Genomic DNA, 14,956 nt, shown 5'->3' with positions numbered 1-14,956 from the left:
ACAGAGCAATAACCTATTTTATACATCCTCATTACAACGCATCTCGTGAAATACTCATTCTACCAACATTTAATTGTTAGGTCGGCCGCTCTTCCTATTGGTACTAACCTGCAAATAACATCCCTGAAACAGCTATGGGAAGATCCTTTCATCCGCGAAAGCATTTATCTGGCCAGCAGATCTCTCTTTACCGATCTTGATAAATTATTCGGTAATACCGAAGATATTATTGATTTAAAGAAAGAAAACCTGTTAAAAAGCTTTTATAAATACCTGGCCAGGATGAGCAACCGCTCTACTCCCTTTGGCTTATTTGCCGGTTGTTCGGCAGTGCAGTGGGGTATATCACAGCAATTGGTATTAGGCCATAAATTTAAACGGGGTATTACCTTAGATGCGGCTGTTAACGAACACCTGGCAGCACTTGCCGAAATTAACGATACTAATGCCACTTATGTACTCAATAATACCATTTACCTGCAGGGTACGCAATATAAGTTTATCATTTATCAGATGGAAGATGGCGAGCGTGTGTATGAAATTATTGGCTTAGCCTATAATGAAGTTATTGCCAATCTGGTGAGCAGTATGCAGCAGGATGCTTACACCTGTAAAGAAATTGCTTCGCTCCTGGGCGATTTCGATCCTGATGAATCAATGGCTTTTATCCATCAGCTCATCCAGCTGCAATTTTTAACTTATACGGGTAAACCAAGCATTGGCCTTCAGTTTCCGGATTATCTGCCCCCCCATTGGCCAGCAGCCATGCAGCCCGAATTGCAATCGATAACAGCAGTATTGGGAAAAAAAGCAGGGATAAACGGTATAGACGAGGCTCCAATTGATGATTACCTGCAGGTAGAGCAAAACCTTAATAAACTCCTTGGCGAAACCCCAAAAAACTGTTTCCATGTAACGCGGATCAATTATTTACACGAAACTTCTATTCAAAGCAGCTTACAGCCTAAACTTTTAAGGGGGATAAAGCTCTTAAACAATTTAACCGACTTTGAGCCACTGAAAAGACTTGAACAGTTTAAAACTCAGTTTTTACAACGTTATCAAGGCCGAAGTGTAGCCTTGCTAGAAGCTTTTGATCCTGATAGCGGATTAGAATACGGCCAATGGCACAATAAAGAAACTTTACTTACCGAGGGCTTAAATGCCAATTTAAGCAGGCCTGCAGAACAGGTACCTTATACCGAAACCAGCTTAAAACTGCTCAAAGTATTAACACTGGCCAATGTTAGCGGCACTTATACTTTTACCCTGCCCGAAGATTTTGTACCAGATAAAACATTAAGCGATTTGCCACACAATATGGCGGCAGTTTTCCAGCTTTTTGATGAAGAACGGCTTTATCTCGAACTGGTTCCGGGTACCAGCAGTTTAGGCCTTTTGGCAAGGTTTGCCGATGCCGATAACGACATTAAACAACTGGCCTTGACCATGGCTGCCGAAGAAACCTTAACCAATCCAGATGCCATTTATGCAGAAATTATCCATCTGCCCGAAGAGCGTTCGGCCAATGTAATGTCGCACCCGCAGTTTTGGCCTTATGAACTGCAATATGTTAATCAAGCTATCGGATCGCAGGCAATTAACCTCGATGAAATTGAAGTGAGGCTGCAAAATGGACTTTTTAAACTTTTTTCGAATAAGAAACAGAAAGAGATTATACCAAAGTTGAGCAGTGCCTATAATTACAACCGCTCACAGCATCCCATCTATACCTTTTTATGTGATATCCAGCATCAAACCGGACCAAATGGATTGAGCTTTAACTGGGGCCGCCTGGCAAAAGATTTTGTATTTTTCCCAAGGGTAGATACAAGCTTTGGCCTTATTTTACACCGGGCCACCTGGAAATTTACCGCAGCCAATCTCACAGCGATTACCAAAAAAATAAATAACGAAAGTGGTCGGCTGGAAGCTTTTGAGCGCTTTAGGTCGGAATGGAAAATACCGGATAAATTTTTTCTGGTAAATGGCGACAATGAATTGTTAATCGATGTAGAAAATGCCTTATCAGTTGATGTTTTTTTAAAGGAAGCTTCTAAAACCGTTAACCACCTGATATTGAAAGAATGCCTGCATAGCCAAATGGCTTCAGCACTGCGCGATGAGGCCGGCAACCGATACGCACACCAGTTTGTTGCGCCACTTTTTGTCATAACAGAGGCAAAAAAGACGAGTTATCAGCTCAGCCACAGCACAATAACCCGGCATTATTTTCCGGGTAGCGAATGGTTGTACATTAAAATATTTTTAAACGAGAACACTGCCCAGCAGGTTTTAATCGCCCTATCTAAACTGTTAGATAAAAACAGGGACATAATTGATTATAAAAAATGGTTTTTTATCCGTTATTACGAACACGGCCACCACATACGTTTACGGGTATTGCTGCACAGTGCAGATGATTTTCAACAAGCTTATTTTCTGATTAAAAAAGTACTTGATCCCTTCATCCTGCACCAGCAGATCAGCAATATCCAGTTGGATACCTACGAGCGCGAAATTGAGCGCTATGGGGCCGAACAGATGGAGCTGGCCGAAAGCCTGTTTGATATAGACAGCAGATTCTGTGCGTATATTTTTACGCTGTTCGAAAATAACGACTATACCGAGCAGGGCTGGCTGATTATTTTTTGGGTAATGAAAGAATACTTATCGCGCAAAAGCGGAGATGCTATGGCACAGTTAAAATTTGCCGAAACACAGTTGGCATTTTTTTTAAAAGAAATAGACAGTAAAGCAGTTAAAGTACAGATAGACCAGCTGTTTAGAAAGTACGGTTCCATCCTCCCTGTACTTGCAAACGAATACGAAACACTGCTAAACAACAGGCGCAACGAAATAGATGAGCTGCTTCAGGGTCAACAGGTAGATTGGAACGATAGTTTTTTAGGCGGCCTCATCCACATGCTGTTAAATCGGTATTTTGTTAACCAGCAACGGCTGCACGAGTGCCTTTTGTATGGAATGATGGTTAAGCAGCTAAAATCTGGTCTGGCAAGGGCTGGCAATTGATTATTTGTAAAGCGTTTTATTCAGCATGTAAAAAAAACTATCACGGTAGGTTACACCAATGGGTACTTTTTCTGTAATGTTATCAAACAAGATCATGTTGCCATCAATTGATTTGATTTTTTTGATAGCGATAATATACGATTTATGGGTTCTGATAAATTCGCCTTCAGGCAAACCGTCAGAAAGTGATTTCATGCTCACCAGCGATACATGCCGTTGTGTATCGGTAAACACGGAACAGTAGTTTTTTAAGCCTTCGATGTAAACAATATCTTCAAAATTGATCCTTACAATTTTACCCCGGTCGGTTTTTAAATAAAAAGCTTCGGTTTTGGTCGTATTTTGCTTGTTATCCTGACCCCTCTTTAAAGTGTGGAGCATCAGTTTATCAAGTACTTTTTGAGTGGCGTTTAAAAAGCGGTCGAACGAATAAGGCTTTAAAAGGTAATCTAAAACATTGTTTTCGAAACCGGCCACGGCAAACTCACTGTAGGCCGAAGTAATAATCACTTCGATGCCCTGGGGAAGCATTTTGATTAGATCAATACCCGAAAGCTCAGGCATATTGATATCCAGAAAGAGCAAATCAACATTGTTGCCCCTTATTTCTACCAAAGCCTCTATCGGATTGGTAAACACACCTACCAGACTGAGGAACGGAACCTTATTTACATAATCCTTTAAAATGTTGTGTGCATAGGGTTCATCGTCTATAATGATACAGTTAAGTTGTTTCATAGCGTTTTTAGTGGGAGTTTTAATTTACATTCGTAGGTTTCTTCCGTTTCTGAAATGGTAAGCAAATGATCATTGGGATATAACTCGATTAGTCTTTGTTTTACATATTCTATCCCTATTTTGTTCGAGTGTACTTTCTTATTGTTGTTTTTATAGTTAAAAGAATAAAAATGCAGGTTGTTATCAATTACTTCGATATTTAAAACGGCGGTTTTTGCCGGATCTTTAATTATGCCGTGTTTAAAGATATTTTCGACCAGTGTAATGAGGATGAGTGAAATTACCTTTTTATCGCCTGTATTTTTTTCGAGTTTATACTCCATAGAGCGCAATTCGTTCCTTTCGTCATGGATGCGGATAAAATCGTTGATATAACTCAGCTCGCTTTCCAAACTGCTGTAACCATCTTCGCTACCTGTTAATGCATGCCGCATTACATTCGATAACATCAGAATGGATTTGGCCACATCGGGCATCGCTTTATAGGTTTTGGAGTGCAGAAAACCTAGCGTATTAAATACAAAATGAGGATTGATCTGCGATTTAATGAGGTTAAGTTCGGCTTCTATGGCATTCTTTTTCAATCGTTCCTGTTCCTGTAACATACTCAGCTTTTCGAGGTTGTACTGGTAAGCCTCCTTATTCCGTTTTGCAGCCAGTTGCGCATAACTAAAGCCAACAGCGATGATGTAAAAATAAAGCCACCGCATAATTAGCGCCGTGATCTGATAATGGGTTAAATAAGTAGCAATATCCTTATGGTAGATGAAAACTTCGACCACCATCTTCGATGCAGCAGAAACGGTAAGGGTTACCACAGTAATCGCTAAAATGCCAAGGGTTTTCATGAGCAACGATCTGCTGTGCTCTTTTACATACGTAAAGCCCAGCCAGGTGGCATAAAACACCGCAATATTAATGGTAAATGATAATACAGTAAACGTTGGACGGAGGTCGAGCCCGGCAAAATAACTGATCAGAACTTCGTACAGAATATACGCACCCCACGCGATGAAATGTACACCGATATTTTTTCTATCCATTTATTAGTTTAGTTGTATTTGCCATTAAAGTGAAATATTCACTTGTCCTTTTATAGCTACGCATTCGTCATTCAAAACCGCTCATTGGTACAAATTATTTTGCAGGCTTTATAACAAACCTCACATTTATATCAACAACAAACCATAAAGCTATGAAAAATCAAATTAAAGTTTCACTACCGCAAATCGAAGTTAAACAAATTCAGATTCTTAACCGCAGCATGTCTGCAAAAACGATGGTTTTAAATCAGCGAGGAAATTATTTTCCAACTGAAACAGTTTTAACAACACTAACAGGCATTTAATTATGAAAGTAACACTATTAAAAAAACTGGGACTGGAAAACACAGCTACCGTTTTAACCGACGAGTTGAGCGAAATGATAGGTGGAGGTCAGTCAGAAGACAATATCCGTTTTCCATTGAACCTTCCTTTCGAAAGACAGTTATCGGGTTATGCATTGATACATGTTGCCCAGCGTAACCAGTACAATAAACGTGTAAGTCAGGAAGACAGCTTACTTTAAAATCCCCACCCTCTCAAAAATTTTAGTGTGAGGAGAAAAAGACAAAGCTATATAGCAAGATATACTTAGCCTGAACAGCAGATCTACCTATGAAAAACCGCTCGGAACGGCTCTATTGAAAGTGCTTATGGAGGATAGCCATCTACTATCTTCCAGGGCCTTTCGTCTTCACCTGGCTTTAATCATCAATCTCAATTTTAAACTATTGAATATGAAAAAGCAATCTAAAATTAAACTTTCCTTAGAAAAAGAAACCATTGCCAGGTTAAACGATGAGCAAACAGTGCTTATTGCCGGAGGGCAGGGATTACCTTTAAACGCAGCTGTTACTGTAAAAACAGAAGTAGATGCGTTAGCCGATGTAGGTAACTGCGGTCCTCAAACCGTTCAGATTTCGAAAACCTGCCCTGCCACCAGCTCGTGCCTGTGCGTGTGCGAATAAATCCATCCCTAAATCCTACATCACCATGAAAAAACAACTTAAAACCAGGCTTTCGCTAAATAAGGAAACATTAGCCAAGCTTAACGAAGAGCAAATGGAATTAGTAGCTGGCGGACAGGCAGTAGGCGGATCTGAAACGATCGTAATTGAGCTGGAACTGGACGGAGGTACCGGCGATACCTGCGGAAAAAAATCGATAGTCAGTTCTAAAACCTGTCCGGCATCCAGTACCTGTAATTGCCCATGTTAAATCCCGAACAACAAAACAATTTAATTCACCATAAAAATCAAATCTTATGAAAAAACAACTCAAAACTAAACTTTCCCTTAACAAGGAAACAGTAGCCAGGCTTAACGAAGAGCAGATGGAACTGGTAGCCGGCGGGCAGGCCGCTGCCGATGGTTCAACTGTGGTAATCGGTATTGGCTTCGAAGCAGAATCAGCCGCTGCCGAAGGAGGCAGCTGTGGTCAGAAATCAATTATCGCTTCCAAAACCTGTCCGGTAACAAGTACTTGTGTGTGTACCTGCTCATAAATAACTTATCCATAAAAACATGAAAAAACAATTAAAAACCAAACTGTCTCTTAACAAAGAAACAGTAGCCAAACTAAACGATGAACAAATGGAATTGATAGCCGGTGGCCAGGCCGCAGCAGAAGGTTCAACTGTGGTAATCGGCTTCGAAACTGAATCGTTGGCAGCTGAAGGTGATAGCTGTGGTAAACAGTCTATTATCGCTTCTAAAACCTGTCCGGTATCAAGTACATGTAAATGTAGCTGTTAAAAAATTAAATCAATCTATACAAAACAATTAAAAACATGAAAAAACAATTAAAAACTAAACTGTCGCTAAACAAAGAAACGGTAGCAAAGCTCAATGAAGAGCAAATGGAATTAGTTGCTGGTGGCCAGGCCGCAGCAGAAGGTTCGACTATTGTAATCGGTCTTAGTCTTGATGCTGTTGATAGCGGCGATAGCTGTGGTAAACAATCCATCATCGCTTCTAAAACCTGTCCGGTAAGCAGTACTTGCGAGTGTAGCTGTAAATAATCAATCATTAACCATAAATCTAAACTACATGAAAAAGCAATTAAAAACCAAACTGTCGCTGAACAAAGAAACAGTAGCAAAACTTAATGAAGAGCAAATGGAATTAGTATCTGGCGGCCAGGTTGCTGCAGATGGTTCTACCGTTGTTATCGACATTCCGATTCTCTCTGCTGCTGAAGCTACTGACGGTGGAAGTTGCGGTAAACAATCAATTATCGCTTCGCAAACCTGCCCGGTTTCAAGTACATGTAAATGTAGTTGCTAAATCAATTCGCATTGCCGGTAAACTCCGGCAATGCTTTTAACCGCAGGCAATTTTAAATAATTGCGGCACAATACAATAAGCTATGAAAACATATATAATATTGATACTCGTTTTTTTAAGTACTGCTGCTATCGCTGCCCCTGCTCAGGTTACGGGCAATAAGGCAGATAGTTTAAGCTTAAAATTTACCGGTAAGGTAATAGACTCTGTTACAAAAGAACCCCTCATTTACGCACAGGTTGTAATAAATGCCGGTCAGAAACTGGTAATGCAGGCCCTTACTGATACCATGGGGCGGTTTGAAGCAAGTTTAAAGGAAGGAACCTATCAGGTTAAGGTATTTTATATGGGCAACGAAAACCAGGTTTTTAATCTGGTTATAGCAGCCAATTCCGATCATGCAGTTAACCGGGTTTTTAATGTAAAAATTAAAACAGAACTGTTAAATGAGGTTTCGGTTTATGCAAAAAGAAAAATTATCGAAAATACAGCCGAAAAGATCGTTTACCATGTAGACCGAGATCCGATGGCAAAAAACAAATCTCTTAGCGAGGTGATCAAAAAAGTTCCGTTGATTACGGTCGATTTTAAAGGCGTTCCTTCTTTAAAGGGAAGTGAAAAAGTACAGGTACAGGTTAACGGCCGTTCGGTTACCGATTATGCCATACCGGTAGATCAGGCCCTTAAAATGATCCCAACGGCCAATGTAGAAAGCGTAGAGGTGATTACCAGCCCGGGCGCTGCCAGCGATGGCGAGAGTTTGGCAGGTATCATTAACATTATAACAAAAAACAAATTATCATTAGGCGGCAACCTTACCGTGGGTGTAGAATCAACCATCGGTAAAAGCTACAATACCAAGCCTACTTTAAATTTCACTTATGGTGTGGGTAAGGTTAATTTTTCGCTTAACGGGAGTTATACCAATTTTAAAACACTGGGCTTCAGCAATCAGCTTTACTCAAGAAACAATTTTTTGCAGGCACAAGGCGGCGATTTAGGTTACAATGGTAACCCGGTTTATGTAAATAGCGGGTTGTTTTACCAGATAAACAAAAACCAATCGTTAAATGCTGGTTTAACGGCCGCTAACTCGCCATATACATTTAACCAAAATTTACAGACGAATATTAACGATCAGGGTACTGTTAACATATTTAACCGCTTTTCTGATAATTCGGTAAAAGCAACAAGTTTATCAACCAATTTAGACTATAAATTTAAGTTCGATAAACCAGGTAAGGAGTTTAATGTTGGTGCACTTTTTACCACGGGTAAACAGAATAACTTAAACAACAGCATCAACAATTATGTATCCGGAACAGGCAGCCCTATGCTACAGGAACTGAGCAGCAACAATAACACCATCCGTACGGTAATCATTCAATCAGACTATAAACTCCCAATCGGCAAGCATAAGTTACAGGCCGGTATTAAGCTTACCAACAGGCACTTTGATTCGAAATATCAAAATGCCGTCAGTAACCAGTTAGCTGCTTCGTCTGCCACAGCTGATGAATATGCGTATAATCAAGGCGTTTATGCTGCTTTTGGACAGTTTCAGCTGATGTTGCCAAAAAAATGGACAATGATTGGGGGAGCACGTTACGAAAGAACACAGAACGATGCCAGATTTATTTCAACCAACAGCAGCGTTAACCAGGGTTTTAACAGTTTTTTACCCACTTATGTAATCGGTAAAAACCTGAAAAACGGGATGATCAGCTTAACATACAGCTACAAAATTTCGAGACCAGGTATTTCTTACTTAAATCCTTTCCAAAATTTTGTAAACGCAAACACAGTGGCACAGGGTAATCCCGATCTTTTACCTGAGCATAAAAATGGTTTAACACTGGCTTTCTCACACAATGCGGGCAAGGCGTACTTATATGTTGATGCAAGTGCCGATTTCTGGTCTGATTATATCTTACGCGTAAACCAGTTTGTTAACAATATAAACCAGATTACCTATAAAAACATTGGCTCGTACAGGCAGTTTGGTACTTCAGCAAATTTAAACTTTAGCATCACAAAAGCGCTGGGTTTAACGGTTGGTGGCACACTAAACCTGATATCAACCAGCGATGCCGCATTTAATGCTACCTATAATGAGAAATTAAACTTTAATGCCAGTTTTATCGGTACTTATAATTTTAAAGGTGGTTATAACCTGCAGGCCGAATATTATCTCTACTCTAACAATTACTTTTTTCAGAGCAAAACCCAATTGCCAAACACTTCGTCCATCGGCCTGAACAAATCGTTTATGAAAGACCGAATAAACCTGAGCGTTGGGGTAATTAACCCGTTAAACAATAAGATAGCATACGACATGCTTAATATCAACGGGGGTTTAACCAACCAAAATATCCAAACCGTTTATGGCAGGGGATTAAGCTTCGGCTTTAGCTACCAGTTTGGTAACGATAAGGTAAATAAAAAGAGCAAAACCAATATTAAAGACAACGATACCAAAGAAGGAAGCACAAACCCAATTGGTTTTTAAACAGTAAATTATGAAAAGCGACACAGTAAACGATCAATATCGGTTCTTGCCAGATCTGATGCTCCGGTTTCCATCTTACCACAATGAGGGCCAGATCACTAAAGAGCTAATTTATGAGTTTATCAAAGATGATTTCTTTATGGAGGCGTTATGGATCGCCTCAAAGGATCTTTATGAAGCTGTACTTAGGATCGATACCATTACCGATCCCAAAAAACTCGAAAAAATAGAGGTAGCCTTATCTAAATACATCAACCGAACCAAAAACAGATCTACCCCTTTTGGTCTATTTGCCGGCTGTGCGCCCGTTAGCTGGGCCGAAAATACGCAGATAACACTTGGCGCCACCAGCAAACATACACGTTTGGATATGGGCCTACTTTGCACCATTTTCCGTTATGTATTAAAAAATGAAAGCATTAAAAAATCATTAAAATACAGTGTTAATAAAACCTTATACGATATAGATGGAAACTATAGGATGGTGGATTATAAAACCACAGCCTACCGTAAATATACCGTATCATCGGTAACAGGCTCGGAGTATTTACAGGAAATTATTGATTTCTGCAGTAGCGCACAACCCTATGCCGCCATTGCTGATTTTATTGCCGGATCGTTTGAGGTAGATGCTGAAGAAGCAGGAAGCTTTTTAAATGAGCTTATCGATGGCCAGATATTACTGAGCAACCTAGAACCAAGAGTTAGTGGTCCTGATTTCTTAGAGCAGATTATCGAAAGTTTAGAAAACGTGTTGTTGACAGATTCGGCCAATCAGGATGCAGAAAATTATTTCAGGGCTTTTACACAGGTTAAAAATATTTTGGCAAGCGCCGAAAATACCATTAATAAAAAAGAACAGATCTCTGAAATACTACATCAGCTCGAAATCCAGTTTAACAGCGAGAGCATGTTCCAGGTTGATCTTTATAAAGATGGCACCGCACAAACCCTCAGTAACAGTTATGCCGATAAACTGATGGAATCCATCCAGTTTTTAAGCCAGGTAACGCCAAAACACAACAATAAAGACCTGCAGGCTTTTAAAAACCGTTTTACCGATCGTTATGATGAACAGGAAATACCTTTGTTGCAGGCGTTAGATCCCGAATCGGGTATTGGCTATGCCGCAAACACCAATTTGGCCGGTGAAGCTCCTTTGGTGCATCGTATGGTATTTTCGTCGGGTACAGCAAGTGAAATCAGGGAAACACAATATACCGATCTGAGCAAATGGCTTATCGGTTATTTAACAAGCAACCCTTCGGGTGCCGAAATTAATATTGATCAGCACGATCTTGGCAACCTTAACATTAATCCGTCAGAGTTGCCACCGAGTTTCTCTATCATTTTCAGGCTTGATGGAGGAAATGAAGATCAGATTTACCTCGAACACTGCGGATGGCCTACCGGAGCATGCATGATTGGCAGGTTTGGTTATGGAGATCGAAAATTCGAAAACATGCTGCAGGATATCAATTCGGCCGAAAATGCATATTATCAGGATGCGATAGTGGCCGAAGTGGCGCACCTGCCCGAAGACCGGCATGGCAATATTGCCTCGAGACCTAAATTTAGGGATTACCAAATCCCTGTATTGGCAGGAAGCAGCGCTGATGAGAGTGAAATCAGCCTCAGCGACCTGATGGTATCGGTACGTAACGGACAGCTTTTTTTAAGGAGCAAACGCTTAAACAAACTGATAATACCCAGGTTGAGTAACGCGCATAATTATAGTATGAACGCCCTGCCCATATATCATTTTCTTGGCGATTTACAGGGTATCGATCACAAATACTGGTTAGGCTTAAACTTAGAGGTGTTGCCAAAAATGGGGGTTTTCAAAATCCCAAGAATCAAATATAAAGGCGTTATCCTCTCACTGGCATCATGGTACCTACAGGCCAGCGATATCAAGGAAATTTTAGAGATCAATGCACCCGACCACGAAAAAAAATTGCAAAAGTTTTTCGACCATTGGAACCTCCCCGAGACTTTCATGTATGCTGATGAAGATAACGAACTGTTGGTACACAAAGAAAACCGGATCGAAATACTGGCATGGTTATCGGCCTGTAAAAAGCGTAGCCAGATTATATTAAAAGAATACCTGCCGGTTAGCAATTCGATACTAAAAGACGGGGATTCAAAAGCAGTAAACAATCAGTTTGTTGCATTATTAACAAGAAAAGACAACAAAAAAAGACCAACTACCGTGTTTAGCCCGATCAGAAAAAATGATAACAAAATAAAAAGGCAATACTTTCCAGGTGAGGAATGGTTATATGCAAAGATTTATAGCGGCGTAAAAACTGCCGATCAGCTTATCGGGAATGAACTACTGGAACTTGGTAAAAAATTAATTAGTACCGGATTGATCGATCAATGGTTTTTCATTAGGTATGCAGATCCGGAGCCACATTTAAGGTTCAGGGTGCATGTAACCGCAATAGAAGGTTTGGGTACCGTAATGCGAGAAATTAATAAGGCTTTTGAGGCCCTGTCGGAAACTGGCCTGGTTTGGAAAATACAGTTTGATACCTATGAGCGCGAAATTGAACGTTACAGTGCTGCAGGGATCGGGTTAAGCGAACAGTTATTTTACCATGATAGTTTAGCCGTAGCCAGTTTTTTATCGCGCAGAGATATGGTAGAAAATTTCGAACAGCTGCGCTGGCTTTGGGGCATCAGATCCATCGATAGCCTGCTGAACGATTTCGAGTTTTCATTACCCGAAAAACTAAAGGTAATGGAAGTTTTATCCGCCTCTTTCCATCAGGAATTTAACTCAGATGCTTTACTGATCAAACAGTTATCGCAAAAATACAGGTTCAGTAAAGAACTGATTGCCAAACACCTGGATGTAGGGAATGATTTTTCGGGTTCAGACCTCCTCCAGTACAGAAGCTTCGAGATTATTCCGCTGGCACAGGCGATAAAACAGAAAATAGAAGCCGGACAGATTGATGAAAACCTAAACAACTTTTTAATCAGTTATATCCACATGAATATGAACCGTCTGTTTAAAACCAAACAGCGCGTACACGAACTCGTGGTTTACGATTTCCTATTAATGTATTACAAATCAACCTTTCACCGTCAAAAAAAATAGATCATGAGCACTTTACAGGCAGAAACAGAAGTAAGTACCCGGTTTAGAGTGGTATTTGAGCAAATTAAACATTTGTTGCACGATCAGGAAAAACAGCCGGATTTTATCACAAACGGCAATCTGTTTAATGGTTATGCAGGTATAGTATATTATTATTTTAGTTTATTAAAGGCTTTTCCGGAGGGAGAAAGCGAAGCTTATATTGCCCTGGAGAAATTGGTCGAATCCTATAATTCGCAGGATAATACCGCCAGCAAATACATGACTTTCTGCAGCGGTTTATCGGGTTTTTATTTCCTGATCCAAAAACTGGTAGAACAGGAATACCTGGATGAAATATTCCTGGAAGATGTGTTACCTATAAACGAACTTATTTTTGAGGATACCCGGCGTTTACTTGCTGAAGAAAATACTGATTTTCTGCACGGTGCCACTGGTCAGATGCAGTATCTTTTAAACTGCAAACACGATCCCAACAGGGCTAAATACCTCAATGTGCTGATTGACGACCTCCTGAAACTGGCGGTGACAGACGATAAGGGATTACGTTTTCCGAACAGTACGGTAAAAGAGTTTCAAAATACTGATAACACCAACCTGAGCCTTTCGCACGGCAATGCGGGTATTTTATTGGTCATGTTAAATATCTATAATGCCGGTATTGAACAGGAAAAATTAGGTAATGCCATACAGCAGGGCCTGGCCTATTTTATCAATTATTATCATCCCAGATCTATAGATATCCCGCTATCGGCATTTCCCCTGTTGGTTAATGAGGAACTTACCAAAGAAGAGCTGATTGACGGCGATTTCTATGCAGAAAATTATAGCTGGTGTTACGGCGATCTGGCTGTAATATGGTTACTGTACCAAAGCAGCATTTCGTTTAAACATACGGCCTATGCCGATATAGCCGATCAGGTTGGCAAGGCCATGGCCACCCGACTGATTGCCGTACCTACTTTAGATTTAAAAATTAACTCGCACTTCTGCCATGGTACCTCGGGTATAGCGCTCTTTTTAGACCGGCTTTATCAGTTTTCGGGACATGAAGTTTATCACGAAGCCGCTCAGGTATGGCTGGAGAGTACACTCGATCACCTGGAAAAAGACCTAAACAATCCAGATTTTATGAATAAAACATCTTCACTTGGTATGTTGGAAGGTGTAAGTGGGGCCTTGTTTGTGCTGGCAGCTGCCGAACATGAAGATATTGCTGCAAATTGGACCAATATGTTTCTTTTATCTTAAATATTAAAGGTTATGAGTATTAAAAAAATTGGCTTGATGGATTTTGGCACAAGATCCAAAAAGATGGACAGCTTGTCTATCATTGAAAGTGTTATCGACGATGCAGTAATGGCAGAAAAATTGGGTTTTCACCGTTTGTGGTACGGCGAACACTTTATTACTTCAGCCAACTCACCCTGGTTTAGTCCCGATATGCTTTTGCCCCTGATATGTGGCAACACCAATACCATTCGTGTTGGCGTAGCAGGTGTGCTGGTGGGTTATACTTCGCCCATCAGAACGGCTTCAGGTTATAAGATGCTGAATAATTTATTCAATAACCGCATCGATCTGGGTTTTGCCAAAGGCACTCCGGGAAGCAATTTTTTGCCCTACTTCAGTCAGCCTAAAGTAACCAGCTTTGAAGAAGGTGTACAAAATATCCAGAACCAGATTACCGCCATAAGCAGTTTATTGAACGATGAAGATGAACATGTAAAAAACGGGATTATCCTTTCTCCTTACAAAGGTGCCATCCCCTCACTCTGGAACCTTGGGGGGTCGCCCTCCAGCTACCAGGCCAGCCTTAGCAACCAGTTAAACTGCTCCAGAACACTATTTCATAAAGGTGTAAACCTCGAAAAAGGGCTCGATAACCTGAAAGCCTACCGCGAAGATTTTTATAAACAATATGGTCGTTTACCCGAGGTAAATATTGCACTGGCCGGTTTTACCAGCCCTAATAAAAATAAAAGAGATGAGGTTATAGCCCTATCGGAAGCAGAATTTGATTTTGTAGAGCCCAAAACAAGGTTGTGCTGCGAACCACAAGAGCTTTTTGATAAAATGAATGCCTATGCAGAGCAGTATGATGCCAACGAAGTTATCTTCTTCGACATCGCTCGCGATCCCGACGACAGAAGGGAAAGCATGGCCTGGATAAGCGAAGTTTTCGGTATGAAAAACAAGCAACAGTTAGTAGCCTAATTTTTAAATCAAACCTACC

15 protein-coding genes are annotated in these 14,956 nt (G+C 40.5%); 13 read left to right on the top strand and 2 right to left on the bottom strand.

Annotated features, from left to right (window positions below; all coding sequences use genetic code 11):
- Window positions 1-45: 45 nt before the first annotated feature.
- The gene (locus FHT21_RS16070) at window positions 46-3,033 is read left to right on the top strand and encodes a lantibiotic dehydratase (RefSeq protein ID WP_167295792.1); all 2,988 of its coding nucleotides are present in this window, start codon (window positions 46-48) and stop codon (window positions 3,031-3,033) included.
- Here the strand turns inward: FHT21_RS16070 and FHT21_RS16065 are convergent, their stop codons facing one another.
- Together FHT21_RS16065 and FHT21_RS16060 are read right to left on the bottom strand one after the other, a co-directional pair.
- Entirely contained in the window at window positions 3,034-3,771 is a 738-nt protein-coding gene (locus FHT21_RS16065) for a response regulator transcription factor (RefSeq protein ID WP_167295791.1), read from the bottom strand.
- Window positions 3,768-4,814, bottom strand: coding sequence for a histidine kinase (locus FHT21_RS16060; RefSeq protein ID WP_167295790.1), 1,047 nt, complete (start codon window positions 4,812-4,814; stop codon window positions 3,768-3,770). Before FHT21_RS16060 ends, FHT21_RS16065 begins: the two co-directional genes overlap by 4 nt.
- A 152-nt stretch (window positions 4,815-4,966) precedes the next feature.
- Between FHT21_RS16060 and FHT21_RS16055 the strand changes: the two genes are divergently transcribed.
- The 12 genes from FHT21_RS16055 to FHT21_RS16000 all read left to right on the top strand — a co-directional run bounded on the left by FHT21_RS16055 (window position 4,967) and on the right by FHT21_RS16000 (window position 14,937).
- Entirely contained in the window at window positions 4,967-5,119 is a 153-nt protein-coding gene (locus FHT21_RS16055; RefSeq protein ID WP_167295789.1) for a hypothetical protein, read from the top strand.
- Between the two features lie 2 nt (window positions 5,120-5,121).
- Complete coding sequence (locus FHT21_RS16050) at window positions 5,122-5,340, top strand: hypothetical protein (protein WP_167295788.1); 219 nt, start codon at window positions 5,122-5,124, stop codon at window positions 5,338-5,340.
- Window positions 5,341-5,551: 211 nt separating this feature from the next.
- On the top strand, window positions 5,552-5,782 hold the full coding sequence (locus FHT21_RS16045; RefSeq protein ID WP_167295787.1) for a class I lanthipeptide: 231 nt from the start codon (window positions 5,552-5,554) through the stop codon (window positions 5,780-5,782).
- 25 nt (window positions 5,783-5,807) lie between these two features.
- On the top strand, window positions 5,808-6,032 hold the full coding sequence (locus tag FHT21_RS16040) for a class I lanthipeptide (protein ID WP_167295786.1): 225 nt from the start codon (window positions 5,808-5,810) through the stop codon (window positions 6,030-6,032).
- Window positions 6,033-6,078: 46 nt separating this feature from the next.
- Window positions 6,079-6,318, top strand: coding sequence for a class I lanthipeptide (locus tag FHT21_RS16035; protein WP_167295785.1), 240 nt, complete (start codon window positions 6,079-6,081; stop codon window positions 6,316-6,318).
- Between the two features lie 19 nt (window positions 6,319-6,337).
- Window positions 6,338-6,568, top strand: coding sequence for a class I lanthipeptide (locus FHT21_RS16030; RefSeq protein WP_167295784.1), 231 nt, complete (start codon window positions 6,338-6,340; stop codon window positions 6,566-6,568).
- Between the two features lie 35 nt (window positions 6,569-6,603).
- Window positions 6,604-6,834, top strand: a complete 231-nt coding sequence (locus FHT21_RS16025; RefSeq protein ID WP_167295783.1) for a class I lanthipeptide — start codon at window positions 6,604-6,606, stop codon at window positions 6,832-6,834.
- 28 nt (window positions 6,835-6,862) lie between these two features.
- The gene (locus FHT21_RS16020) at window positions 6,863-7,099 is read left to right on the top strand and encodes a class I lanthipeptide (protein ID WP_167295782.1); all 237 of its coding nucleotides are present in this window, start codon (window positions 6,863-6,865) and stop codon (window positions 7,097-7,099) included.
- Between the two features lie 82 nt (window positions 7,100-7,181).
- The gene (locus FHT21_RS16015) at window positions 7,182-9,608 is read left to right on the top strand and encodes an outer membrane beta-barrel family protein (protein WP_167295781.1); all 2,427 of its coding nucleotides are present in this window, start codon (window positions 7,182-7,184) and stop codon (window positions 9,606-9,608) included.
- A gap of 10 nt (window positions 9,609-9,618) precedes the next feature.
- Window positions 9,619-12,720 carry a lantibiotic dehydratase gene (locus FHT21_RS16010; RefSeq protein ID WP_167295780.1) on the top strand — a complete coding sequence of 1,034 codons (3,102 nt, stop codon included), beginning with the start codon at window positions 9,619-9,621 and terminating at the stop codon, window positions 12,718-12,720.
- Between the two features lie 3 nt (window positions 12,721-12,723).
- Window positions 12,724-13,971 (top strand): lanthionine synthetase LanC family protein, encoded by a 1,248-nt coding sequence (locus FHT21_RS16005; RefSeq protein WP_167295779.1) that lies wholly within the window; start codon window positions 12,724-12,726, stop codon window positions 13,969-13,971.
- Window positions 13,972-13,983: 12 nt separating this feature from the next.
- Window positions 13,984-14,937: an LLM class flavin-dependent oxidoreductase gene (locus FHT21_RS16000; protein ID WP_167295778.1), complete on the top strand. Its 954-nt coding sequence runs from the start codon at window positions 13,984-13,986 to the stop codon at window positions 14,935-14,937.
- Window positions 14,938-14,956: the final 19 nt, after the last annotated feature.

The sequence above is a fragment of the Pedobacter sp. SG908 genome (assembly GCF_011759615.1).
Lineage (GTDB): Bacteria > Bacteroidota > Bacteroidia > Sphingobacteriales > Sphingobacteriaceae > Pedobacter > Pedobacter riviphilus.
Note: the sequence above shows the minus strand (reverse complement) of the source record. Positions and strands in the feature narration are given on the sequence as shown.

Bases quoted from the DNA above. Each gene is read 5' to 3' on its own strand.
- FHT21_RS16065 (WP_167295791.1), bottom strand. From the start codon at position 3,771: ATGAAACAACTTAACTGTATCATTATAGACGATGAACCCTATGCACAC.
- FHT21_RS16060 (WP_167295790.1), bottom strand. From the start codon at position 4,814: ATGGATAGAAAAAATATCGGTGTACATTTCATCGCGTGGGGTGCGTAT.
- FHT21_RS16055 (WP_167295789.1), top strand. From the start codon at position 4,967: ATGAAAAATCAAATTAAAGTTTCACTACCGCAAATCGAAGTTAAACAA.
- FHT21_RS16050 (WP_167295788.1), top strand. From the start codon at position 5,122: ATGAAAGTAACACTATTAAAAAAACTGGGACTGGAAAACACAGCTACC.
- FHT21_RS16045 (WP_167295787.1), top strand. From the start codon at position 5,552: ATGAAAAAGCAATCTAAAATTAAACTTTCCTTAGAAAAAGAAACCATT.
- FHT21_RS16040 (WP_167295786.1), top strand. From the start codon at position 5,808: ATGAAAAAACAACTTAAAACCAGGCTTTCGCTAAATAAGGAAACATTA.
- FHT21_RS16035 (WP_167295785.1), top strand. From the start codon at position 6,079: ATGAAAAAACAACTCAAAACTAAACTTTCCCTTAACAAGGAAACAGTA.
- FHT21_RS16030 (WP_167295784.1), top strand. From the start codon at position 6,338: ATGAAAAAACAATTAAAAACCAAACTGTCTCTTAACAAAGAAACAGTA.
- FHT21_RS16025 (WP_167295783.1), top strand. From the start codon at position 6,604: ATGAAAAAACAATTAAAAACTAAACTGTCGCTAAACAAAGAAACGGTA.
- FHT21_RS16020 (WP_167295782.1), top strand. From the start codon at position 6,863: ATGAAAAAGCAATTAAAAACCAAACTGTCGCTGAACAAAGAAACAGTA.
- FHT21_RS16015 (WP_167295781.1), top strand. From the start codon at position 7,182: ATGAAAACATATATAATATTGATACTCGTTTTTTTAAGTACTGCTGCT.
- FHT21_RS16010 (WP_167295780.1), top strand. From the start codon at position 9,619: ATGAAAAGCGACACAGTAAACGATCAATATCGGTTCTTGCCAGATCTG.
- FHT21_RS16005 (WP_167295779.1), top strand. From the start codon at position 12,724: ATGAGCACTTTACAGGCAGAAACAGAAGTAAGTACCCGGTTTAGAGTG.
- FHT21_RS16000 (WP_167295778.1), top strand. From the start codon at position 13,984: ATGAGTATTAAAAAAATTGGCTTGATGGATTTTGGCACAAGATCCAAA.